Source organism: Bacillus sp. M5A3_1b (genome assembly GCF_053345335.1).
This window is the reverse complement of the sequence record NZ_JBKEZY010000005.1, coordinates 437,996-461,481: the sequence shown is the minus strand read 5'-3', so window position 1 is coordinate 461,481 and position 23,486 is coordinate 437,996. Positions and strand designations below refer to the sequence as shown.

Below are 23,486 nucleotides of genomic sequence, written 5' to 3'. Positions count from 1 at the left end.
TTTATGCGGTTGCGGCTTATTCATTTCTTCTAATTCTTCTTCCGTGATCGTTTCAATCCACTTTTCTCCATCCCATACAGGTTTCCAATTTGGCTGCGGTAATGGTATTTCTGTGGCGTTTTCTGGAATGTTTTTGTAAACAGGAATCCATTCAATCATATTCCCGTCATTATCTGTTTTAGTGTCATATGAAGGGAATATAATCACATTTTCTAAATATCTTCCTGTTTGTTTGTCGTACACATAAAATGTTCTCATATTTTTAATCACCGCCTTTAAACAATGTAAGTAAGGGCAAATCTATATAATGATACTGCAGCTTCACTACCTTTACCGGTATATCCTGCGCCACCACCTGGTCCTACTTCACTATTCTTTTGAGTGTAATTCCATCCACCTGGATCTTTAACATATGTATTTTTCATGGCTCCTTTCCTCCTTCTCAATTGGAATCTACAATTATTTTAGCTTATATGTTCTACACCTGTAAATTAACTATTTTGGTATTTTGTAGGATTATACACTTTCATTTTCAAATGAAATATATTAATATACATATAAATAGTTATAAGCGGCATATTGAATGAATCAAATTGACTTTAGTTCTATACAATCACCTGTCAACCAATTAGCTTTGCAAGCAGCTGTTATGTTTCTTGCCATGGGCGTTACTTTTGGAATAGTTTACAAAATACTGTTAAAAATCCATGCCCCAGAACAGTTAGCTAGTGTGATTGCGACGGTGTGTACTTTGGTAGTTGCCTGTAAAACGATTTCAATTCTGTTTACATGAGTACAACAAAAAAGAGCCATTTGGCTCTTTTTCAATTATACAGTTATTTAAATGTAATTAAGAGAACGTCTTTAAGTTTTTCATCAAACTCCAAATCAAGATCTTCATACATCGCCTTAAATAATTCTATTAATAATTCATTGGCATTCCCATTACATTTAACATTAACATAATCATGAAAAACTACCAATTTTACTAAAACACCTGGACTATCACTAAAAACTATCAATAATGAATTCAGTGCTTTCATAAATTCCAGGTAGTTTTCACCAGTCTTATCACCAGTTACGAGCCAAATCCAATGTTCCATCAATTTTTTTAAAACGTCCTTTTTTTCTTCCCAAATTCTATTAGTGAAAAAACTTTTTCTTTCGTTTTTAATTGTTTTTCTTACTCCTAAATAAGTAAGCCCACCGCTAATGAAACCACCTAAGACTCCTCCCCAGAATCCGAGCCAATTTGTGTCTATAGATATCCATTCAAAATTCATAAACTCACTACACTCTATTTTAATTATTATATTATAATATACATTTAAATGAAATTCTATCAAACCTTTATTTTATCTCAAACAAATTACGTTCCTCCCTTTGTTTTTCACATATGAATCACAATAATCTTCGAACAAAATAAGAAATTACTGACAATCAAATCCTATAACTGAATTTGTTCATATATGGTAAAATGTATCCATCGCTGATATGTCCAACTATGTAATTTTCATAGCAGCAAAATTACAACTAGACTTACACAACATGAATCAAGATGAGATGAAGGAGTGTATACAGTGAAAGGGCATATTATAAAAAGAGGAAGTAAGTACAGTTTCGTTTTAGATATCGGCCCAGATCCAGAGCCAGGTGGAAGAAGACAGAGATGGTTTTCTGGGTATAAAACAAAAAAAGAAGCACAAGCCGACAAAAATGAGAGTACGCGAATTTTTCCTTCAATATCTTGAAGCTAGAAAGATAAACCTTCGAGAAACCACGTACTATAACTATCGAAAACATATTAACAATCATATTATACCAAAACTCGGAAACATTCCAATGCAAAAATTAAAAGGTGTGGATCTTGAAAAGTTCTATGGTGATTTATCCGAAACTATGAAACCTGTCACAGTTCGTAGCATTCATCAAATCGTACGAACTGCATTATCTTACGCTGTACGCCATGAAATTGTAAAAAAGAATGTTGCTGATGTCATTAGCCCTCCTACTGCTGGTGCCGATACGAGAACGGTAAATACTTGGACTGAAGAAGAAGTTCTTCTTTTTTTAGAGAATGCAAAAGAAAGTCGTTATTATATTGCATACCTTCTTGCAATTACATGCGGAATGCGTAAAGGTGAAATCTTAGGGCTCCAATGGAAGGATATTGATTTTGAGAGAAGAACTTTATCGGTTAATCGGTCCCTCTCTCATATCACCAAAGAATTTCATGAACCTAAGACATCTTCAGGAAAAAGATTAATTGTTCTGCCTGAAATTACTTTGCAGGCTCTTCAAGAACACCTACTGAAGATAAATGAAGAAAAAGCACGGTATGGAGATGGATATAATAATTATGATTTAGTTTGTCCAACATATAATGGTAACCCCTGCAATTTCAGAAGTTTGACACAGCTCTGGAAAAAGCTTATAAAGAAATGTGGGGTTCCTGATATTCGTTTCCACGATCTACGGCATACCCATGCGACATTAATGTTGAAACAGGGTATTCACCCGAAAATCGTAAGTGAACGATTAGGACATAAAAAAGTAGGTATCACATTGGACACCTACTCACACGTCGTACCAGGCCTACAAGAAAAAGCAGTCGAAGATTTTGCAAACAACCTATTTCAAAAACACTAATGTTTGCAATCGCGGATTTTGCATAAAAATACTAGCTTATCCGTGTGACATTGAGAGGAGACAAAAACATGAAAGAAATCAAATCTGAACAGGAATTCAAAGACATCATCGCAAGTGAGGAGCCAGTAGTTGTTAAGTTCTTTACTACATGGTGCCCAGATTGTGTGCGTATGGACAACTTTATCGGAGATGTAATGGAAGAGTTCAATAAGTTTGAATGGTATTCTATTAACAAAGATGAATTCCCAAGTATCGCTGAAGAGTATCAAGTAATGGGTATTCCAAGTTTACTTGTATATCAAAATGGTGAGAAACTAGGCCACTTACATAGTGCTAACGCAAAAACTGAAGAGCAAGTTACTGAGTTTTTAGAAGCATACTAAGATGAAGACCCTCTAAAATATATTTTCTAGAGGGTTTTTATTTTGCCCAATCACCTTTGAGCGGTGTAGTATACGGATTCATCATAATACATCTATCCTTTTCCCTATCCCCTCGATCCAAATCGCGTTCACACCCTAACTTTGCACTTTACAACATATTTTTCCTTAACGAAACTTTGTTATCCCCTTCTTAAAAACCTAAAAAACGTCAACAATGTTTGTATAGACCCACACGAGTTTCGTTTGGTACTCTATTTATAGAAAGAAATTCCTTGTAGAAAGGTGAGTGATCAAAATGGATACTCTTTCTCATAAAGAAGCTGATAAAGGTGCTATTGTCAGCATTATGGCCTACATATTTTTATCCTCTATGAAAATTATCATCAGTTATATTACCCTCTCTAGCGCATTACGTGCTGACGGTTTAAATAACTTAACGGATATCGGTGCTTCTTTAGCGATATTAATTGGTCTAAAAATCTCTCGTAAACCTCGTGACCCAGATCATCCTTATGGGCATTCACGAGCAGAACAAATTGCATCACTTGTTGCTTCTTTTATTATGGCAACGGTCGGTTTAGAAGTTGTTATTAGCGCCATTCAATCTTTTTTTAATCCGAAACAAGCAGCGCCTAATGTACTTGCTGCATGGGTAGCCTTATTTTCTGCTGTCGTTATGTACTTTGTATATTTGTATACGAAAAAGATTGCAGCACGAACAAAAAGTAAATCATTAGAAGCCGCTGCAAAGGATAATTTATCAGATGCTCTCGTAAGTATCGGTACAGTAGTAGGTATTGTCGGTTCGCAGTTCCAAATGCCTATTTTAGATCCTATTGCCGCTTTAATTGTCGGCCTTATTATTTGTAAAACTGCATGGGAGATTTTCGTAGAAGCTTCTCATATGTTAACGGATGGAATCGATCCAGATAAGATGGAAGAGTACGCTGGTGCTATTGAACATATTGGTGGCGTGGAAAACATCGTAGACATTCGCGCGCGTATGTACGGGAATCAAACGTACGTTGATATTACAATCGAGGTAGATGCTCGTATGGAGGTTGGTGAAAGTCATTGTATTACTGACAACATCGAGGCAATGCTTCGGAAAAAGTTTGGCATTTACCATGCACACATTCATGTTGAACCAATGGAAAAAGAACCTATTATGACATAGGTTCTTTTTTAATGAACGCTTTATGAAATATAACACATAAAACGAGCCAGCTACCGCCAGCTGCCCATCCTGCTAATATGTCAGATGGATAGTGAACGCCAAGATATATTCGGCTAACTGAAATAGATAATACAACAAAGCTCGCTATAAAAATAATCAACAATTTTTTATGCAATGTAATACGTTCTTCAGTAATTGTGACGTATGCAATAAATCCTAAAAAAGCAGTAGCATTCATCGTATGACCGCTCGGAAAACTATATCCAGTTGCAGTAACAAGCTGCGTTACATCAGGTCTTGCTCGTTCGTACCATAGTTTAAGCATACTGTTTAAATAACGAGATCCATAATAATTAATTGTTAGAAGTAATGCACTAAGCAACTTTTTTCTAACGAGAAAATACATTACAAGAATGATGAGTAACGGAAAATATATTCTTTTGGAACCGATAAAAGACACCCAAGTAAAGTAAGCTGTCAAGTAATCGTTTCGAAAGCTTTGAATAAAATGCGCGACTATATTGTCAAATTTCTCAATACAAGCGGTATGATACGAAAGTGATAATACGACAAAACAAATGAGTAGCGTAAAACTTAACAAGTATAAATGTCGATATCGTTTCACATACATAACCTCACTATACAAAAAAATGGAGCGGTTGTTTTAGTTTTCCTCTCCATTTCTTTTTTATGCATAGTTTATTTAAAAATATAATTGTTAATTTTTTCTTGCATTGTTGGAATATCTTCATTCGTTACTGTAAAGCGAATCACTTTCTCGTCAAGATCAAGCGCTTCTGCAAATAAACCTGCTAATCCGCGAGATTTTCTGTCTACTTCCATAATAATCTCTAGGCGATCGTAAACGCTTGGTAAGATTAATAATTCTAGTTCATCTAATTTCCCATAATACTCTCCGGAAACAGGAACAAACTCAAATTCTTGTGCAAACGGAACTTGCTTACGTAATCGATATGGTAATTCTTCACATTCTATATGACGCGCTTTAAAACCTAATTGATTTACACTCTCTAACACACTATTTAATAGTGCATTGGGCAACACTTGAATGTAATCACGATCACTTGGATCTATACTTCGTTTAATATCAAGACCTGTATGCACCCAAACTGTTTTCATTCCAAGTGTAAGCGGGGTTTCAACTGGCATTATAAATGAAAATGGAATTTCTTTTTTTTCATTCGGCTCAACAGAAAAAGGTTCTGTTAAACGAACTCGCTCTAAATCATATGTTGCTGTTACTTTTTTATCATCCACTTCTCGTACATACGACGTCGATAATGTTAAGTAAATGCTTTCAATTTGTTGGCTAACTGAACCACCAGTTATATGAACCTTCCCTAGTATCTCTTCTCCAACAATATACTCATCTTTTTCAAGAACTGTATCTACTTTTGCATTACCAATACCAACACTTGCTAAAAACTTTTGAAACACGGAACCTCCATCCTTTCTAAAGCAAAAGCTATATCTTTTTTTAAATCTTGTACATTCTCATAGTACGGCGTTTTTATTTGTAACATTCGCATAAGCATTTCACGGTTATAATTTTCCAAAGTTAATTCGTCATACCATGGTTTTTCATGTTTTTCATTAGATTCATAGCCTGCATATAATAAAAATAACGAGAAATGACCAAGCGCATAAAAATCGCTACGAAAGTGAACTTCTCGCATCAAAGCTTGTTCACCTTCATAAGCTGTAGCTCGTTCATCACCCTCACCCTTCAATTTAGCTAATCCAAAATCAATAATACTAATTTGGTTTTCTTTCATTAATATGTTTGGAATGCGTAAATCTCGGTGAATTATACCTTTATTATGAAACACCGATACAATTTCTAATATTTCATATAAAATTTTTAAAACTTCACGTTCTGTATATACATGCCCATCTAAGAAAATATAATCTTCGAAATTTTTACCAGGCATATATTCCATCACGAAAAAGCTTTTTTTCTCCCATACGAAATGATCATATAAACTAGGAATTGCGTGATGATTTAATGTTTGTAAAATCATTTTCTCTTGTTCAAATGATTTTCTACCAGACTCATATCTTTGTTTACTCTGTCTTAATTGTTTTAAGACTTTATTTCTATTTATTTGTAAATCATTAACGACATATGTAACCCCATAACTGCCCATTCCAATTATTGATTCAATTTTATAACGTTCTGCAACGATTGTATTTTTTCGCAGTGGTCTATCAAATAAAGCTAGTATACGACGCCATTTCATCAGCTACTTGAAAAGAAGCTACGACTTTTACGTTTTCTTTTATAATGCTGATGCCCATAACCAGATGAACGTCGTTTATAATCGCTACTTGAATAAGAGCGACCTCTATGGCGATAATCACTACTAGAATACGAACGATTTTTTTTCCTACCTAATAAAGAATCAATAATTTTTTTGAACATCCCTTCACCTCTTGAGTAAAATTTTCTTTTAATTATACCAATAATTTCCGACTATATTTGTGACAAGTTTGTAAAGAGTAAAAAACGACGAGTTAAGCCCGCCGTTACTTTCACTCATCCTCTTCATCAAAAACTTCATCAATCATACATTTTTCTAATAAATACTCAAATGTAATATCTGCGAGATCTTCAATTTCTTCTCGTTTTGGGACGTACCCTCTTTCAATTAGTTGCTCATAAAAAAACTCCGCAATCTCTTCCGTATCAATTACGACCTCAATTTCCTTCATGAGCATCACTCCTTTATTTCTGTTTTATGAAAAAATCTCAAAATTATGTATATGAGATTAGAAAAATAGTTTTTCTTTTTTTATAGGTCATATCCTTTGGACGAGATGCATACGATGGTAGTACAAGCTATCAAAAAGGGGGATTTAATTATGGAATACCAATATGAGGTAGAACAAGAAGTAGGGCAAACAAAAGAAGAGTTCATGCATGAAGATCAATGGGCAGACTCTCTTATTAAATGGCTTTTTATTTTTTTAATAATTGTAGGCATACCTTATACTGCATATGTTGTTGTTCAATTCATTCTCTCTTTCTAGTTAACTATTTTTTCTCTGTCAATTTAACTAAATAATTATGAACAACATCCATAACAATTTTATATTCTTCATCTTTAAATGTATCGAATAACAATTGATAATCGTTATAAATATCAAGTAATCCATCAATGATTTCTTGACGATTTGTCTTAACACTCACTTTTTTTGAGTTGTTAATTGACTTTAATTTTCCTAAATCTAATTTATTCATACCAGCTTTATCTTGTTTCATTTTCTTCAAAATTGCATTTGCCGTTTGAGCATTGGCAAGTAACGTTAAATCTGATTCATCCGCTTCTAACCATTCACCATCCGTAATTCGTGACAATTCGTATATAGTATCTTCCCATGCGTCATTTTTATATCTCCATACTTCTGTACGAAAACCAACAATTCGAAACACATCTTTATCGTATCCTGTTACTTGCACGAGATCACCAAATGTGAAATTATAATTTAATTCAATCCACTCAGTTTCACCTTTTTTCATATCTTGCTCTGAAACGTGCTGCAACGTTTGCTCTACGTAAAACCCATCGTGATTATTGACTTCGTAAACGTAAACTCCATCTAAAACCTTCATATTTGTGATTTTACCAACGGTTCCATATAGCGTAATCACGACTATGTCCCCTACGTTATATTTAGGTTGCTTTTTTCTCGCCATCTATATCTCTCCTTTTTTTGACGTCGTGATTTTGATAACAGTATATGCAACCTACATAAAAACGCTTATCACAGAAGCGTATATTCATAAATTTTTTCAATAAAAAATATCACCGTATAAAAAAATTATTTACAACGTAAAAAAAGCTAGCAAATAGACTAGCTTCACGTCAAAAATTTCATATAGTTCTTATCTCTCTTGTATGTATAAATCCCAAGCTTCATCAAATATAGACATACTTTCTAGCAATCCACTTAACTCTAAGTATGAACTAATTTCATCATAATCTTCAGATTGCTTTGGAAAGCTTAAATCATCATACATTGCTTCTGCTAAATTCGATACTTCATTACTAAATAAAGCTGCACGATGCTTCATCATATAGTGGTAAAATGTCTTTTTCAAAAATATTCCCTGCCTTTCTAACTTGGATACATTATACAAGGCAAAAAAGAAAAAAACCAGCATAAAAGCTGGTTAAAAGTCGAAATAATTTCTTTTTAATAGACGTGGTCTTCCCATTAATTCTTCATATGTTAGTTGTTTTGGTAAATCTTTCGTATAAATTAGAAACAATTGATCTTCTATTTCTTTCACTGTTTGATCTGCTTGATAGTCCATACCACATGAGGAACAAGAAATGCATGGTGTCTCTTGGATTTCAATGGCTTTCGTACCATCTGGTAATTCCCAATATACAGTATTCAAGCTTTCTTTCGCTTCTGTACTGTCACACCACATACAATTCATACTGCATCACCCTCATTTTTTTTGTCGTTTTCTTCTAATTTAGCCATTTGCGATTGATACTTTTTATCTTTAAGTTGATCACGCTTATCACGTTTATCTTTTAGTGATGCATGAGTGTCATTATCTTCATAGTCTTTACGACGGCTCATACGCTGTAAGTCGTCTGGAACAAGGTTAAATTTCTTATCACTCATAAGACCTGCGATACCAACATCTGAACGTTTTTCTTCGTAGTTTGGATAGATTTCTTTAAAGTACCCTTCTGCTCTTCCTGGGATATAACTCTCTGGCTCTGGATACGTTGTAATAACACCTTCAAAGTTACGAAGCACAACTTTATCTGCACTTTGCGAAATTAAATAGTTTGGTTGAAGCGCAATTTTCCCGCCGCCTCCTGGTGCATCTACAACGAATGTTGGAACCGCATAACCAGATGTATGACCGCGTAAACCTTCAATAATTTCAAGACCTTTAGATACTGGTGCACGGAAATGACCAATACCTTCAGATAAGTCACATTGATAAATATAGTATGGACGTACACGGATTTTTACTAAGTCATGCATAAGTTTTTTCATAATTGGAACGCTGTCGTTAATACCAGCTAAAATTACTGCTTGGTTTCCAACTGGAACACCAGCATTCGCTAGCATTTCACATGCTTTTTTCGATTCCTCTGTAATTTCAATAGAAGTATTGAAATGTGTATTTAACCATACTGGATGGTATTTTTTAATAATATTACATAAGTTTTCTGTAATACGCTGCGGGAATACTACCGGCGCTCTCGTTCCGATACGAATAATCTCGACATGCGGAATCTCTCGTAAATTTTTTAATACATATTCTAAAATTTTATCGTTAATAAGAAGACCGTCACCACCAGAAATTAATACATCTCGTACTTGTGGTGTATCACGAATGTAACCAATTGCATCATCTAATTGTTTCTTAGGCACACCCATTCCAATTTGTCCACTAAAACGACGGCGTGTACAATAACGACAATACATAGAACATTGATTCGTTACTAAGAACAATACGCGGTCTGGATAACGATGTGTTAGCCCTGGAACTGGTGAATCTTCATCTTCATGAAGCGGATCTTCTAAATCATATTTTGTTTTATATAACTCTTCCGAGATCGGTACAGATTGCATCCGAATCGGACAGCGTGGGTCATCAGGATTCATTAGCCAAGCATAGTACGGTGTAATATTTAACGGGATCGTTTTTGTTGAAATTTTAACACCTTCTTCTTCTTCAGGTATTAAATTGATCACTTTCTTTAAGTCATCCAAAGTTTTGATCGTATTCGTTAATTGCCAAACCCAGTCATTCCATTGCTCTTCAGTAACATCCTTCCACAACTCGATATCCTTCCAGTGACGATTTGGTTTGTATACATCATGTAACATTGCTATTCCCCCTTTTTATACGCTCATCCTTTATATAAGCAATAGTTATGCCAACTTTACATTATTGATAAGTAAATGTACGGTGAACGCTATTACATAAACGAAAAAATATTTGTAAGCACTGTATAAAATCCATACATACTATCATATTCATTACTTTTTATATATGTAAACGCTCTTTTATTGGTGCAAACACACAAAAACCGCCAATTATTCGGCGGTTTTGTCGTACTTACTCAATTTATATTGAAGCGTTTGGCGAGGGATACCTAACATTTTTGCAGCTTGTAATATATTCCCTTCCGTTTCAATTAACGCTTGATCTATTAATTCCTTTTCCGTTTGATGAAGTGCTTCTCTAAGTGGCAATATGCTCTTATTCTTTGGCAGATTCTCTTTCCGAAATGTACGCGGTAAACAATTGGCTGTTAGTGTATCCCCTTCTGCAATAATGACAGCATGTTCAATCGTATGTTTTAGCTCACGAACATTGCCAGGCCATTGATAAGCTTGTAGTCTTTCTTTCGCTTCCTTATCCATTTGAAGTACACCTTTTTTATAACTTTTATTATATTCGTTCAAAAAATAAGACGCTAATAATAAGACATCCTCAGTTCTTTCACGTAGCGGCGGAATATATAATGAAAAGACATTTAATCGATAATATAAATCAGTACGAATTTTATTCTCTCTTAAACATATTTCTGGTGGCTGATTCATTGCAGTAATAACGCGAACATCTACTTTTCTCGTCTTATTATCACCAATTCGACGAATAACACCATCTTCTAATACACGTAACATTTTCGCTTGTAAATCGAGAGGCATTGAATTCAGTTCGTCTAAAAACAATGTCCCACCATCTACAAGTTCAAATAATCCCGCTCGTTCAATTGCCCCAGTATAGCTACCTTTCGTCGTTCCGAACAATAAACTTTCTAATAGCGACTCTGGCAAAGCTGCGCAGTTTTGTGCAATAAATGGCTTGTTCTTCCGTTTAGAAGCTTCATGAATCGCTTGTACAAATAACTCTTTCCCTGTTCCTGTTTCCCCATATATTAAAACATTTGCATCAGTTGGCGCTACTTTTTGTGCTAATTCTTTCGTCTGTTTAAATCGAGCATCATCCGTCACAATCGTCTCAAATGCAACATGCTTTTTAATTGCTTTTTTTCTAGATGACCGCTTTATTTTTGACTGCAAATCTACAATTGTATCCGTAAGTTTTTGAACTGTGGAATAATCCTTTGCAATTTCAACAGCCCCAGCAATATTTCCATCTATAAAAATAGGTAACGTCGTATTTACTGTACAAATGTCTTCCCCATTTAAATTTTGATAATGCTGAACTTGATGAACGATTGATTTTTTTGTATCTAACACTTTCATTAACGTACTCGTTTCCCTAGATAAAGAAGGAAACGCTTCTAACAAATGTTTTCCTAACACTTTTTCAATTTTTGACCCATCGTGTTTTGCAGCTACAGTATTATAGAAAATTGTAATACCATTTTCATCTACTGCGTGTATAGCCTCATCAATACTGCCCAAAATCGCTTCAATGACTTCTTGTGTCGAAACTGCTAGCAATGTCATCCCCCCTTTTGCCGAAAATTCAGCAATCACATGCCGAATTTCCGGCATACCTATATGCGATTATAAGCATGACGATTCCGTTCCATTTTTTATACCGTACTATTTAGACAAATCTTTCACCCATATATTCATATCTTCCAGCTTATCGAAAATGTAGCAATTGTTCGCCAGTCTTCCTGTATACGTATAACCTAACTGATGAAAGGCCGCATTCATTCCGAAAGAAAGCGATCGAGCAATTGTATAGGAGCAGAAAATCGATTTTTCTTGCAGTTCTTCTTCTAACTTAATTAGTAAACTTTTCATAAACCCATGCTTACGATATTCGGGTAAAGTAGCACAATTCGTTAATTCTGCATTTCCTTCTTTTATATTCATTTCTGCAGATGCTGTACTAATTATTTTCCCCTCGAATTCGTACACATAGTATATTGTATCGTCTTCCTTCATCGTTTGTTTTACATAACTCGCTTCGTTTAAAGGAGTCGGATAAACTTCAAATACTTTTCCAAAGACAGCCGCTAATTCTTCCGCATCCTCTTCTATCGCTTTTCTTAATAAAAATTTCTCTGGTACTATTTTTTCCTTTACTTCTTTTGCTTTAACACCGCTTAAAATGGTATCTTCCTCAGCCCAATGAATACTATTTCGTCTTTCATCATTAATAAATTTCACGAAGAAGTATGCATCGTGACCTTGAAAATAATGCGGTATTGTTGCTTCCAATAAAAAACCGAAAGAGAGCCATGTAGAAACATGCTCTCCCTTTCCTTTAATAATACATTTAGTGAAAGAATGCTTCTCTGCTAATTCGTCAATTGTTTGGATAATCCTCTCAATATTTCCTGTGTAGTGGTCTACTCGAATACGTTTATTAAAATAGTCTAAAACGCCTTCTACTGTATAGCCATTTGTCTGTTCTCTAAAAGATTCATAGTATTTCATTTTTTCACCTCACACCAATCTAGTAATGTACATGCAATAATTTTTGCGGCAGCTATCATTTTATCAACTTCTATATATTCGTTTGGATAATGTGCTACTTTCGTCTCTCCTGGACCAAATACTATCGTTGGTACACCTGAGATTTGTGTAAATAAACCTCCATCAGTCCCCCACGGAGATGCTTCAATAATCGGTTCATTCCCTTCGATTTCAACAAAGTTATGCTCTAGTGTCGTAATTAACTCATGATTTTCTTCTAGTTCACCAGGAACCCATCTCGCTCCAAACCATTCTACTTCTACAGGATTTTCAACAAACCAATTGTCCACATTATTTAATTCAGCGATCCAATTCTCGAACTCTTCTTTTGCTGCCTCTATAGTCTCATTCGGCGCAATACCACATCTTCCTTCTAAATTTAATGAATCAGGAACAGAACTTGGCCAACTCCCACCTTCAATTTTCCCAATATTAATTGGAATTGGAATGGGGATTCCTTTAAATAACGGGTCTGTAATTCGGTCATTTCTCTTCACTTCCAATTTTCTCAAATGATCTACAACAAACATACTTTTTTCAATTGCACTTACTCCTTCATAACGCGTTCCACCGTGTGCTGCTTTGCCTTTCACATGTAGACGAAACCACATGGACCCTTGTTGTTTCGGGAAAAACTTCATATTTGTTGGTTCTGGAATAATGACACCATCTGCTTTATATCCTCGTAATATAGTCGCTAATGTTCCTGCCCCGCCACTTTCTTCTTCAATTACACTTTGGAAATAAATATCTCCTTTTAATTCAATACCAGATTCAATAATAGCTTCCATCGCAAGCATCAGTGCGACATTGCCGCCTTTCATATCCGTTGTTCCACGACCATATATACGATTCCCTATTTGCTCACCACTATAAGGGTGATGGTCCCACTGATTCACATCTCCTTCTGGTACGACATCAATATGTCCATTTAATATCATAGATTTCCCGTCGCCACTTCCTTTTAAAGTTGCCACTATGTTCGGGCTATCTGAAAAACTTGTACGCGGTGATACAAAATAAGGATGATCTTTTATTTTAGAAAATGAAGGTTCCCAAATATCAAGATCTAAACCTAGCTCACGTAATTTTTCAATCACAATTGCCTGCGCACCACTTTCATCACCAGATACGCTTTTTTCTTGAATTAATCGTTTTAAAAATTTTATGCTTTCCTCTTCATGACTCTCGATATAATCACAAATTTTCTTTTTTAATTGCTCCATATATTACATCTCCCCTCATTCGATTACTAGTAAGTTAGAGCCAATTTTGAAATCAGCTTCTGTATGTTGTTTTATATCTTCCACTGTGTATGGACTCATTAATTCTTGTAAAACGAGTCCACCCTGCGTCACTTCCATAACTGCCATATCCGTAATAATTACATCTACACATTTCTTTGAAGTTAATGGTAATGTACACTCCGAAACAATCTTTGCATTTCCGTACTTATCGACATGATTCATCACAACAACGACCCGCTTCGCTTTTTGTGCCAAATCCATCGCTCCCCCAATACCTGGAACGCGTTTTCCTGGTACAATCCAGTTCGCTAAATCACCATTCTCACTTACTTGTAATGAACCAAGAATCGTTATGTCTAATAAACCTTTTCGAATCATCCCAAACGCTGTGCAACTATCAAAATAACTCGCTCCTGTAATTAGAGAAGTCGGTAAACCTGCTGCGTTACATAAATTTTCGTCTTCATTCCCTTTTCTTGGCGTAGGTCCCATACCTACAATTCCATTTTCCGCATGAAACATAACGTTTATATCGTCAGGAAGATGATTCGGTACAAGCGATGGTATACCAATACCTAAATTTACAATCATACCATTTTGTATTTCTTTCGCTGCGCGCCTAGCAATCTTATCTCTCACTTCTACGCCCATACCCATTTCCAATTCACTCCTTCCGACGGTACGATATAATTTACAAATACTCCTGGGACAACAATTTCTTCTGGATCTAAACTTCCAAGTGGAACTATTTCTTCTGCTTCTACAATCGTTATATCCCCTGCCATAGCTACGTGAGGATTCATATTACGAGCACTTTTATCAAACACAAGATTACCAAACGGATCCGCTTTTTTCGCATATACAATTGCAACCTCAGCAGTTAATGCTGTTTCAACTAAATATGTCTTGTCATTCATTTCAACTGTACGTTTTCCCTCTTCTACAATCGTATCAACACCTACATCAACTAATACACCTCCAAGTCCTACACCACCAGCGCGAATACGCTCTGCTAATGTTCCTTGAGGAGAAAACTCGATTTGTAACCTTCCTTCGTTTAGCTGTCTTCCTGCATTTGGATTTGAACCAATATGTGAAGTAATTAATGATTTTACTCTTTCATTCGTAACAAGACGACCGATTCCTACATCAGGAAATCCCGTGTCATTTCCTATTAAATTTAAATTTGTAACTCCTTTTTCTAAAATCGCCTGTATTAAAGATGGAGGGGATCCAATCCCCCCAAATCCTCCAAACATTAATGTCATATCATCGTGGAACAAAGAAATTACTTCCTCTATCTCTTTTAATTTATCGAATGTATTCGTAATAGTTGTCATGCGATACTATGCCCTCCTTTTTGCATCATTTCTTCTACACTTTTTGCAAAAATTGAAAGTAATTCATCTAACTCGGAATATGTAGTTGTCATCGGCGGTGCTACAAGCAGTGCACTATCTTCTTTTCCTGCTTGCCCTGAAACAGCTTGGTATAAAAGAAGACCATTTTTAGCTGCAACCGAAATAAGTTCCGACGCTTTTGTAAACGGTTGCAATTCTACTCCAATCAGCAACCCTTTTCCGCGCACATCAGCAATGATTGTCGATTGTTGCTGAACTTTCTGTAGTCCTTTTATTAAATACTCTCCCTTTTCTGCTGTTTTTTCAGGTAGATTATGTTTCTCCATATATTCAATAACAGCTAGAGCTGTTGCTGCAGATAATGGATTTGCACTTAACGTATGCCCACTCATTACAGAACGCGATCCACGTAAAATTGGCTCCATAACACGGTCACTTACAATCGTCGCTGCCATCGGTGTATATCCAGCTCCTAAACCTTTACCAAGAGTCATAATATCCGGTTCTACACCCCAATGCTCCATCGCAAACCATGCGCCAGTACGACCAAGCCCTGTCATTACTTCATCAGCAATAAATAAAATATCGTAATGACTGCAAATATCTTTAATGACTTTATAATATTCTTTCGGCGGAACGACTGCGCCTCCAGCTGCTCCGATAATCGGTTCAGCGATAAAAGCTGCGATATGTTCTGCACCAATTCTTTCAATTGATCTTTCTAGTTCAGTCGCACAAGCAAGCTGACAAGTTGGATATACCTTTTGCACCGGACATCTAAAACAATATGGAGCTGGAATAGTTGGATAATCTTCTAAAATTGACACGAAACGTTGTCTGCGCAGTGGATGCCCAGACATTGATAAGGCTCCCATCGTAATACCGTGATAACTCATCCATCGTGACAAAATTTTATGCTTCCCTTGAATACCTCGCTCTTGAAAATGCTGGATTGCAATTTTCATAGCTGTTTCATTTGCTTCCGTACCACTATTCACAAAAAAGCTCCAGTTCAAATCTCCTACACTTAAATCGCTTAATTTCTTCGCTAATTTTTCAGCTGGTTCACTCGTAAACTGTGATCTATAAACGAAAGCAATCTCCTCTGCTTGCTTTTTTATAACATCTGCAATCTCCTTTACGCCATGCCCAATACCTGCCGTAATTGCCCCTGACGAGCCATCAAAATATTTATTTCCGTTTTGATCATACAAATACACACCTTTTCCATGTGAAATCATTGGATACGGCTGACCAACAAGTGGTTTAATTAAGTAATCGCGCATAGCGCTCCCCCATTTCTCCAATTTGTATATATATATGAAGAAAATTGACGTTTCTTTCATAAAAAAGAACCCTCTGCGAAAGCAGTGATTTTATCAAAAAACTATTATAAAATATACAAATGAGTGCTAAATATTAATTTCAAAAACAGAAAATTCAGAACTTAAAACGAAGACCAACCCTTATCTATACGCTCCAATAACCCTCCTTTATATAAAATAAACGCTTCACTACATATTTTCTTAACATAATATCAGCTTCCCTAAATTGCCGACATTGTGTAAACTTCGACGAAACTCCCTTTAAACTCCTTCCTATTCTCCTACTTTATATTGCATATTTTCAAACAAATATCGACAATTAATCCTACTAAATGCATAGCAATTATTTTTATAGAAATCTATATTTCACATACATTCTCCTCCGTTTTATACAATAAAAAAAGAACCGATTAACCACATTAATCAGTTCGGCACGACGCTCTTTTATCGGCTAATATTGCCACTTGCTAACGTAAATAGAAAAAATAATGTTACAAATTCAAAATTCATCCTACATCGTAAAGCACAAAATCGTCCATAACTCCATTCACAATTCCTTTTTGGATATCCCCATCCCAATATTTTATTCCTTTCCTTATGTTTAAACTACCTTTCCTTTATAATTTATGTAGGACAATTATCACTTTGTATGTGTATTTGCCCATTATTAAAAAAATCCCTAGTTTCCTAAGGATTTTTGGACATGTTTTCGATATGTTACTTCATACGCTCTTAAGGTTTTTTATTTCGAAATATACGTTGTAATCGGTACATCATCATCCAACATAGATGATATATTGCTGTATACTCTAGAAAATTATAAGGCTCTTTCGCCTAAAAAACAATTATCCATAAGCAATACTCTTTATTAATTTTCAACTTTTCTCCTTCAAAAAACAATTTTTTCGCATAACCTCTTTCTTGTTAAGCATATAGTTTTAATGATGACAAAGGAGGAATATTCATGTCTCAATCTGAAATCGAAAAATATGGACAAGAAGCTGCACGTTACGAACAGCTCGCTCGTTACTATCAATTTAAAAATCCGAAAAAATATGTAGAACTATATATGAAATATTACGATGCGCTTACGAAACTTGTACAGGCGTATGAAAAAAGAGATTCACAAGAAGCTGCTTTACCGTCACACATACGTTTTTTTCACTCTGCTTCCAATACACCTGCGGTTGACATTTTAGTAAACGGGCAAAAGGTTATTAAAAATATTTCATTTAAACAATTTAGTCCCTATTTAACATTAGTGCAAGGTAAATACCGTATAGATATTGTCCCTGTTGGAAATGAAACTCCCATCTTTTCAGCTTTAGTACCAATAATGGGGAATCACACTTATACTTTTGCTGCAATAAATAGTGACAATCATCTACAATTACAACCTATGCTTGATAATACACATTTACCAGCTGGTCAAGCAAAAATACGCTTTGCACATTTTTCTCCAGATACCCCTGTTGTAAATGTAGATTTAAAAGGTGGAGATCATTTATTTGAAAATGTACTCTTTAAACAAATAACAAATTTTTTGGAAGTTAGTCCTGGTACAGCAGATATTGAAGTTTCACTCGCCGATAATCCCAGCGTCTTACTAACTATACCGAATTTCAAAGTCGAACCGAACATCATATATACAATTTCACTTTTAGGTTATTCAACTAAAGATCCTAAATTAGAAGCCGTTATACTTACGAATTAAAACAGTCTACACCATTCATTTGGTGTAGACTGTTTATTTTTGAAATACAATTTGAAATTCTGTCCATTCGTTATCTGAACGGCACATGATGGACCCATTATGTTTTTCTACAATTTGTTTACATACAAATAATCCAATACCAGTTCCTAACTTTTTAGTAGTTACAAATGGTTCGAAAATCATTTCTACACTTTCAGCTGGAATCATTGGCCCATTATTTTTTATCACAATTCGAATCGATTGATCTTCTTCAAATACATCAATGATAATTTTCCGTTCTTCTTTCATTGATTCTAGAGCGTCAATTGAGTTCATTAATATATTTAAAAATACTTGTCTCACTTCACTCCGATAGCCAACAAGTGGAATTGGATACGGTAAATTCTTTTCAATCGAAACATTTGCATTGACCAAACTCGGATATAAGAACTGTATAATATCTTGAAACAAATCATTAAGCCAAAATTGTTCTGATTTATTCCACATTTCTTTTTTCGATACGAGTAAAAATTGCGAAATACGAAAATTTAATTGGTCTAATTCATGCGAAATAATATCTAAATAAGATAAACTTGGATGATCTGCCTTTAATAATTTAACAAATCCCATAATTGAAGTGAGTGGGTTACGGAATTCATGTACAAAACTTGCTGACATTTGCCCTAAAATCGTCAGCCTTTCTTTATGTGTTTCGTTAATATATTGCTGTTTTTCCTCTAAATTTTTTGATATAATTTCCGAGTATTTTAAAACAGTATAATAAATTAATTTATCAAAACAAGTATGTATTTGGGCCATAATCGGTTTCAATTCACGTGCGCTAACATCTAATTCACACATCGCTTCGAAAAGTTCATTTCTTCCCACATTTGCATTATAAACAAAGTCTCCAATATTCGCATCTGCCCCTGCACGTTCAATAGCAATTTTCTCGCATAATGGCTGAAGATAATCTATATCTTTTTCTTCCATAGTAAGTTCGATAATTAACTCTAATAAATCCTCTCCATTTTGAACTGCTTCTAGTTTAAATGGATCTTTATCGGAAATTATCATTTTGTTTTTCCAGTTCTCAACGAATTGGTGCCTGTTGTTTTTCAAGTGCGAACAAAATACTTCTTTAATATCCTTATCGATTGGAAAAACCCCCATTCCCTCCATTTCCATGCGACGAACACCCTTTATATTTTGAATATTAACACAAAAAATGCGATTCGTTAATAGATTATTGTCACATTTTGTTAATATGTGTTGATAAAATTTTTAATGTCCTTATTAATTGCTTAGATTGATACATTCCATTTTCCTTCCTTTCATTCAAAGTTTTTTACATTCGATGCGACTTTTTTTTGCATCCTGCTTCATTCTTTCGTACAATAGAAAATGAAAGGTGTGAAAAATATGGTAAATAAAAATGTGGAAGATTATCTCCAAGAAGGCATTTACGGCCAAAAGCAGAACAAACCAGAAGAACGTAATATGTATTTAACTACGTTACGTGAGCGTGTAGAAATCGCTTTAACTATCGGTCAAGTAATGCAAAGTAATGTATATTCTGAAGTAGCTAGTAGCATGCGCTCTTCTCAATCATTACAAATATTCCTAAATGGTGGCATTGCTTACCCACATTTATCAAAATACATTAAATTAGCAAATGAAAAAAATGTTCCTTTTACAATTGTTCAAAATAAAGGCATAGAAACACCAATCGGTTTAGTATTATCTCATAGCACTGCTGTTGACAAAGAACAAATTTATGTAGAAGATGCTATTTTCAAACAAGAAATGAAGTAAAAGGTACACTTGGTTAAATTAAATCGTTCCGAGAAACGTAAAACAAACAATAAAAAAACGAGTATGGAATCGTAAACATTTCCAGCTCGTTTTTTATTAGGATATTTAAGCTCGCTCTACTTTATTTTTTAATACACACTAATTTCATTTCTGTCATTTCTTCTATTGCATATTTAATTCCTTCACGCCCCGTACCACTTTCCTTAACACCACCGTAAGGCATATGATCTACCCTAAACGTTGGAATATCATTAATCATGACACCACCAACCTCTAGCTCATCAATTGCACGCATTGCTTTAAACAAATTATTTGTAAACACACCTGCTTGTAGACCGTAACGTGAATGATTTACTTGCTCAATTGCCTCATCAAATTCTTTAAATGTATTTACTGTCATGAGTGGACCAAATACTTCTTGGCACTGAACAGATACATACTCTGGAACATTTGTTAATACAGTTGGTTCAAAAATCCTTGCATCACGTTTCTTACCACCGTATAAAACAGTAGCACCTTCCTTAATAGCTTCTTGCACCCACATTTCTATTCGCTCTACATCTTTTTTCGAAATTAAAGCCGATACGTCCGTTTCTTCCAGCAATGGATCACCAACAATAACTGTTTCCATCGCTATCTTTAGCTTTGAAAGAAATTCATCCATTCTCTTTTCATGTACAAAAACACGTTGTACCGAAATACAAACTTGTCCATTGTTTACATATGCTCCCCATTTTACACGTTCAATTACTTCATCTGTTAATTCTACATCTTCATCAATAATAACAGCAGCATTTGATCCCAGTTCCAACGTAACTCGCTTTAACCCAGCCTTTGCCTTAATTCCAATTCCAACTTTCGGACTTCCCGTAAAAGTAATGGAAGCAACATCATCATTTGTAACTATCGCCTCACCTACAGTTGAACCGGGACCAGAAATAATATTTAAAGCTCCTTTTGGCAATCCTGCCTCTTCAAATAATTCAACTAATGCGTAAGACGATAATGGTGTTTGATCAGCTGGTTTTAACACAACTGTATTTCCGGCAGCAATTGCAGGGCCGACTTTATGTGCCACTAAATTTAATGGGAAATTAAATGGTGTAATAGCTCCTATAACCCCTATCGGTTTTCGTATTGTGTATGCAATACGCCCATCTACACCAGGTGCTGCATCAAGTGGCAGTGTCTCGCCGTATATACGCTTCGCTTCTTCCGCTGCAAATTTGTATGTCTGAACGGTACGATCTACTTCTCCCCTCGCAGCACGAATTGGTTTTGCAGCCTCTTTTGCAATAATCTCTGCAAATTCTTCTCTTCTTTCATCCATTTTTTGTGCAACCTTCTCTAAAATAGTCGCACGATCATATGCAGATAATGTATTCATTTTTTTCATTGCATTTTTTGCAGCAGTAACAGCCTCTTGTACATCTTCTTCCGTTCCTTGTGCAATTTCCGCTAACGTTTCTTCAGAATATGGTGCGTATAATGGTTTATAAGTGTTTACAGACTTCCAATCTCCATTTATATATAAATGCTTTTTCATAACTCTTCCCCTTCCAAATATATGTATACAAATACATTTCACCTAGTGAAAGGTCTGGCTTATGCTATTGTATCATAGCCCTTATTCTGCCAAAAATATTATGCTCAAAAAAACCCTGCCATATAGCAGAGTCTACGAACTAATTTGTTCTTGAAATGAAATTTGTTTTTCATCTTCTAAAATAACAATTGATTCTACAGTTTTTGTAACTTCTAATCTCTTTATATAGTGTCCATCTAATTCTTTTACACAAAACTTATAATTTTCAATTTCAATGAAATCCTCTTCAGCAATTTCTATATTCTTCGTTAAAATCCAACCACCGATTGTATCAACACCATTATCATCAATTGTTAAACCTAATAACGTATTCACTTCACTAACAAGTACTTTTCCCTCTAGTATTGTTTTCGTTTCACTAACTTGTTGAATTTCTGGCTGTTCATCCGTATCAAACTCATCTTGAATATCTCCCACTATTTCTTCTAAAATGTCTTCAACTGTAACAAGTCCAGACGTACCACCATATTCATCTATCAATATAGCAATATGCGTTCTTTCTTTTTGCATTTTTAAAAATAAGTCGTGTATTGGGATAGAGTCGATAACTAAAATGATTGGCCTAATATATTGCTCTACTTTCTTATTACTTACTGCATTATGCTGCACAAAATCTGTGAAAATATCTTTAAAATTTACAAAGCCTATTACGTGATCTTTGTCCCCATCTACAACTGGATATCTCGTATATTTTTCCCGAGACATTTTTTGCAAAGCTTCTTCAGCAGGCATTTCTTTACTTATAATATGCATCTCAGTTCGGGGTACCATTATTTCTTTCGCTATACGATCATCAAATTCAAAAATTTTATTTACATATTTATATTCAGATTGATTAATCTCTCCATTTTTGTAACTTTCTGAAACTAACAACCGTAATTCTTCTTCTGAATGAACCTCATCGTGCCCTTTCGGTGGTTTCAGCCCTAACAACTTCGTAATAATTCGGGCTGATCCATTTAATAGCCAAATAAATGGAAACGCCATACGATAAAAGAAAATTAACGGTTTAGCAACAAACAAACTCACTTGTTCAGCTTTTTGAATCGCGAATGTTTTTGGGGCCAATTCCCCTACTACAACATGTAAAAATGTAATAAACAAAAACACTAAAATTACAGCAAAAATGTCTGCTAGTTGAGTAGAAATGTTCAAATTTACAAAAAGCGTGTCAAACATTTGCTTTAACGCCGGTTTACCAAACCACCCAATCCCCAGAGCTGTAACTGTTATTCCTAGCTGACAAGCAGATAAATATTCGTCTAAGTTTGTAATGACTGTTTTGACAGATGTTGCGCGATTATTTCCTTCTGCAATTAAATAGTCAATTCGTGAACTTCGCACTTTAACAATTGCAAATTCTGCTGCGACGAAAAATGCCGTTAAGGCAATTAAAACAATCACTATACTTATACTATATATGTCCAAATACTTCTCCTTACTTACATTGTAAGCAAGGAAGCCACCTCCTACTTAATTTTATTCAAGTGAAGTAAGCATTCTAATACTCTAACAAAATTCTACATTAGCAACCACCTTTTTATATATTATATGCATACATAAAAAAGATATTTATCATTATGATAATCTAATTCATTTCCCTTAGTCAAATAGTTCTAAATCTTAAGATAAAATATTTTATATAAACGATATATTCTTCACAGGTTCATTTCGTGAAAAAACACTTTCTTTGCCGATTCCACACTTCTTTTGTCACACTAGAAGGGAACTTCCTTCATAGATCGAAATCATTCAACAGGATAT

At 34.8% G+C, this 23,486-nt stretch carries 28 protein-coding genes and 2 pseudogenes; 9 read left to right on the top strand and 21 right to left on the bottom strand.

Annotated elements, in window-relative coordinates:
- Positions 1-258: pseudogene (locus ACLBWW_RS17285) on the bottom strand (hypothetical protein); the annotation flags it as partial.
- A 17-nt stretch (positions 259-275) separates the two neighbouring features.
- Positions 276-425: a hypothetical protein gene (locus tag ACLBWW_RS17280; protein ID WP_165775592.1), complete on the bottom strand. Its 150-nt coding sequence runs from the start codon at positions 423-425 to the stop codon at positions 276-278.
- A 158-nt stretch (positions 426-583) separates the two neighbouring features.
- Between ACLBWW_RS17280 and ACLBWW_RS17275 the strand changes: the two genes are divergently transcribed.
- Positions 584-793, top strand: coding sequence for a hypothetical protein (locus ACLBWW_RS17275; RefSeq protein ID WP_048546611.1), 210 nt, complete (start codon positions 584-586; stop codon positions 791-793).
- A gap of 43 nt (positions 794-836) precedes the next feature.
- On the opposite strand, the gene ACLBWW_RS17270 is transcribed toward ACLBWW_RS17275, so the two are convergent.
- Positions 837-1,283: a hypothetical protein gene (locus ACLBWW_RS17270; protein WP_141538752.1), complete on the bottom strand. Its 447-nt coding sequence runs from the start codon at positions 1,281-1,283 to the stop codon at positions 837-839.
- 297 nt (positions 1,284-1,580) lie between these two features.
- On the opposite strand from ACLBWW_RS17270, the gene ACLBWW_RS17265 reads away from it, so the two are divergent.
- The 5 genes and pseudogenes from ACLBWW_RS17265 (at position 1,581) to ACLBWW_RS17245 (ending at position 4,209) form a co-directional block, all read left to right on the top strand.
- A complete protein-coding gene (locus ACLBWW_RS17265; protein WP_157858499.1) occupies positions 1,581-1,751 on the top strand; it encodes an Arm DNA-binding domain-containing protein in 171 nt (56 codons plus the stop codon).
- A pseudogene (locus ACLBWW_RS17260) lies at positions 1,717-1,929 on the top strand (N-terminal phage integrase SAM-like domain-containing protein); the annotation flags it as partial. The gene ACLBWW_RS17265 and the pseudogene ACLBWW_RS17260, both read left to right, overlap by 35 nt.
- Before the next feature lie 171 nt (positions 1,930-2,100).
- Positions 2,101-2,649 (top strand): site-specific integrase, encoded by a 549-nt coding sequence (locus ACLBWW_RS17255; protein WP_306472332.1) that lies wholly within the window; start codon positions 2,101-2,103, stop codon positions 2,647-2,649.
- A gap of 68 nt (positions 2,650-2,717) precedes the next feature.
- Positions 2,718-3,032 carry a thioredoxin family protein gene (locus tag ACLBWW_RS17250; RefSeq protein WP_000658777.1) on the top strand — a complete coding sequence of 105 codons (315 nt, stop codon included), beginning with the start codon at positions 2,718-2,720 and terminating at the stop codon, positions 3,030-3,032.
- A 295-nt stretch (positions 3,033-3,327) separates the two neighbouring features.
- Complete coding sequence (locus ACLBWW_RS17245; protein WP_048546607.1) at positions 3,328-4,209, top strand: cation diffusion facilitator family transporter; 882 nt, start codon at positions 3,328-3,330, stop codon at positions 4,207-4,209.
- On the opposite strand, the gene ACLBWW_RS17240 is transcribed toward ACLBWW_RS17245, so the two are convergent.
- The 5 genes from ACLBWW_RS17240 to ACLBWW_RS17220 form a co-directional block, all read right to left on the bottom strand.
- On the bottom strand, positions 4,199-4,834 hold the full coding sequence (locus ACLBWW_RS17240; protein ID WP_000833364.1) for a phosphatase PAP2 family protein: 636 nt from the start codon (positions 4,832-4,834) through the stop codon (positions 4,199-4,201). The genes ACLBWW_RS17245 and ACLBWW_RS17240 overlap by 11 nt on opposite strands.
- 74 nt (positions 4,835-4,908) lie before the next feature.
- Positions 4,909-5,667 carry a sporulation protein gene (locus ACLBWW_RS17235; RefSeq protein ID WP_048546606.1) on the bottom strand — a complete coding sequence of 253 codons (759 nt, stop codon included), beginning with the start codon at positions 5,665-5,667 and terminating at the stop codon, positions 4,909-4,911.
- The gene (locus ACLBWW_RS17230; protein WP_048546604.1) at positions 5,649-6,470 is read right to left on the bottom strand and encodes a serine/threonine protein kinase; all 822 of its coding nucleotides are present in this window, start codon (positions 6,468-6,470) and stop codon (positions 5,649-5,651) included. The genes ACLBWW_RS17235 and ACLBWW_RS17230 overlap by 19 nt, the downstream gene beginning before the upstream one ends.
- Positions 6,470-6,652 carry a hypothetical protein gene (locus ACLBWW_RS17225; protein ID WP_000473373.1) on the bottom strand — a complete coding sequence of 61 codons (183 nt, stop codon included), beginning with the start codon at positions 6,650-6,652 and terminating at the stop codon, positions 6,470-6,472. The genes ACLBWW_RS17230 and ACLBWW_RS17225 overlap by 1 nt, the downstream gene beginning before the upstream one ends.
- Before the next feature lie 110 nt (positions 6,653-6,762).
- Positions 6,763-6,942: a YozD family protein gene (locus ACLBWW_RS17220; protein ID WP_000658451.1), complete on the bottom strand. Its 180-nt coding sequence runs from the start codon at positions 6,940-6,942 to the stop codon at positions 6,763-6,765.
- Positions 6,943-7,092: 150 nt separating this feature from the next.
- Here ACLBWW_RS17220 and ACLBWW_RS17215 point away from each other — a divergent pair, with 150 nt between their 5' ends.
- The gene (locus ACLBWW_RS17215) at positions 7,093-7,260 is read left to right on the top strand and encodes a DUF3930 family protein (RefSeq protein WP_000456535.1); all 168 of its coding nucleotides are present in this window, start codon (positions 7,093-7,095) and stop codon (positions 7,258-7,260) included.
- Positions 7,261-7,264: 4 nt separating this feature from the next.
- On the opposite strand, the gene ACLBWW_RS17210 is transcribed toward ACLBWW_RS17215, so the two are convergent.
- From ACLBWW_RS17210 to ACLBWW_RS17165, 10 genes are all read right to left on the bottom strand, one after another.
- On the bottom strand, positions 7,265-7,927 hold the full coding sequence (locus ACLBWW_RS17210; RefSeq protein WP_000101496.1) for a hypothetical protein: 663 nt from the start codon (positions 7,925-7,927) through the stop codon (positions 7,265-7,267).
- Between the two features lie 189 nt (positions 7,928-8,116).
- Positions 8,117-8,332, bottom strand: a complete 216-nt coding sequence (locus ACLBWW_RS17205; protein WP_000750728.1) for a YozE family protein — start codon at positions 8,330-8,332, stop codon at positions 8,117-8,119.
- Between the two features lie 72 nt (positions 8,333-8,404).
- Positions 8,405-8,677 (bottom strand): YokU family protein, encoded by a 273-nt coding sequence (locus tag ACLBWW_RS17200; RefSeq protein WP_000995761.1) that lies wholly within the window; start codon positions 8,675-8,677, stop codon positions 8,405-8,407.
- Positions 8,674-10,095 carry a lysine 2,3-aminomutase gene (gene kamA / locus ACLBWW_RS17195; RefSeq protein WP_000902134.1) on the bottom strand — a complete coding sequence of 474 codons (1,422 nt, stop codon included), beginning with the start codon at positions 10,093-10,095 and terminating at the stop codon, positions 8,674-8,676. The genes ACLBWW_RS17200 and kamA overlap by 4 nt, the downstream gene beginning before the upstream one ends.
- A 210-nt stretch (positions 10,096-10,305) precedes the next feature.
- Positions 10,306-11,691 (bottom strand): arginine utilization transcriptional regulator RocR, encoded by a 1,386-nt coding sequence (gene rocR / locus ACLBWW_RS17190; protein WP_088110223.1) that lies wholly within the window; start codon positions 11,689-11,691, stop codon positions 10,306-10,308.
- Between the two features lie 99 nt (positions 11,692-11,790).
- On the bottom strand, positions 11,791-12,636 hold the full coding sequence (ablB, locus tag ACLBWW_RS17185; RefSeq protein WP_098222449.1) for a putative beta-lysine N-acetyltransferase: 846 nt from the start codon (positions 12,634-12,636) through the stop codon (positions 11,791-11,793).
- On the bottom strand, positions 12,633-13,901 hold the full coding sequence (locus tag ACLBWW_RS17180) for a peptidase (protein WP_098222447.1): 1,269 nt from the start codon (positions 13,899-13,901) through the stop codon (positions 12,633-12,635). The genes ablB and ACLBWW_RS17180 overlap by 4 nt, the downstream gene beginning before the upstream one ends.
- A gap of 15 nt (positions 13,902-13,916) precedes the next feature.
- The gene (locus tag ACLBWW_RS17175) at positions 13,917-14,579 is read right to left on the bottom strand and encodes a CoA transferase subunit B (protein WP_048546596.1); all 663 of its coding nucleotides are present in this window, start codon (positions 14,577-14,579) and stop codon (positions 13,917-13,919) included.
- Positions 14,564-15,262 (bottom strand): acetate CoA-transferase subunit alpha, encoded by a 699-nt coding sequence (gene atoD, locus ACLBWW_RS17170; RefSeq protein ID WP_046959335.1) that lies wholly within the window; start codon positions 15,260-15,262, stop codon positions 14,564-14,566. The genes ACLBWW_RS17175 and atoD overlap by 16 nt, the downstream gene beginning before the upstream one ends.
- Complete coding sequence (locus tag ACLBWW_RS17165) at positions 15,259-16,569, bottom strand: aspartate aminotransferase family protein (protein ID WP_001205889.1); 1,311 nt, start codon at positions 16,567-16,569, stop codon at positions 15,259-15,261. Before ACLBWW_RS17165 ends, atoD begins: the two co-directional genes overlap by 4 nt.
- 1,003 nt (positions 16,570-17,572) lie before the next feature.
- Between ACLBWW_RS17165 and ACLBWW_RS17160 the strand changes: the two genes are divergently transcribed.
- Positions 17,573-18,322 (top strand): DUF4397 domain-containing protein, encoded by a 750-nt coding sequence (locus tag ACLBWW_RS17160; protein WP_098222445.1) that lies wholly within the window; start codon positions 17,573-17,575, stop codon positions 18,320-18,322.
- Between the two features lie 33 nt (positions 18,323-18,355).
- On the opposite strand, the gene ACLBWW_RS17155 is transcribed toward ACLBWW_RS17160, so the two are convergent.
- The gene (locus ACLBWW_RS17155) at positions 18,356-19,489 is read right to left on the bottom strand and encodes a BA2291 family sporulation histidine kinase (RefSeq protein WP_000425101.1); all 1,134 of its coding nucleotides are present in this window, start codon (positions 19,487-19,489) and stop codon (positions 18,356-18,358) included.
- A gap of 234 nt (positions 19,490-19,723) precedes the next feature.
- Here ACLBWW_RS17155 and ACLBWW_RS17150 point away from each other — a divergent pair, with 234 nt between their 5' ends.
- Positions 19,724-20,116, top strand: coding sequence for a YueI family protein (locus ACLBWW_RS17150; protein WP_000247570.1), 393 nt, complete (start codon positions 19,724-19,726; stop codon positions 20,114-20,116).
- Positions 20,117-20,237: 121 nt separating this feature from the next.
- On the opposite strand, the gene ACLBWW_RS17145 is transcribed toward ACLBWW_RS17150, so the two are convergent.
- Complete coding sequence (locus ACLBWW_RS17145) at positions 20,238-21,662, bottom strand: aldehyde dehydrogenase family protein (protein WP_098222442.1); 1,425 nt, start codon at positions 21,660-21,662, stop codon at positions 20,238-20,240.
- Between the two features lie 132 nt (positions 21,663-21,794).
- Positions 21,795-23,150, bottom strand: a complete 1,356-nt coding sequence (locus tag ACLBWW_RS17140; RefSeq protein ID WP_098049325.1) for a hemolysin family protein — start codon at positions 23,148-23,150, stop codon at positions 21,795-21,797.
- Between the last annotated feature and the right edge of the window lie 336 nt (positions 23,151-23,486).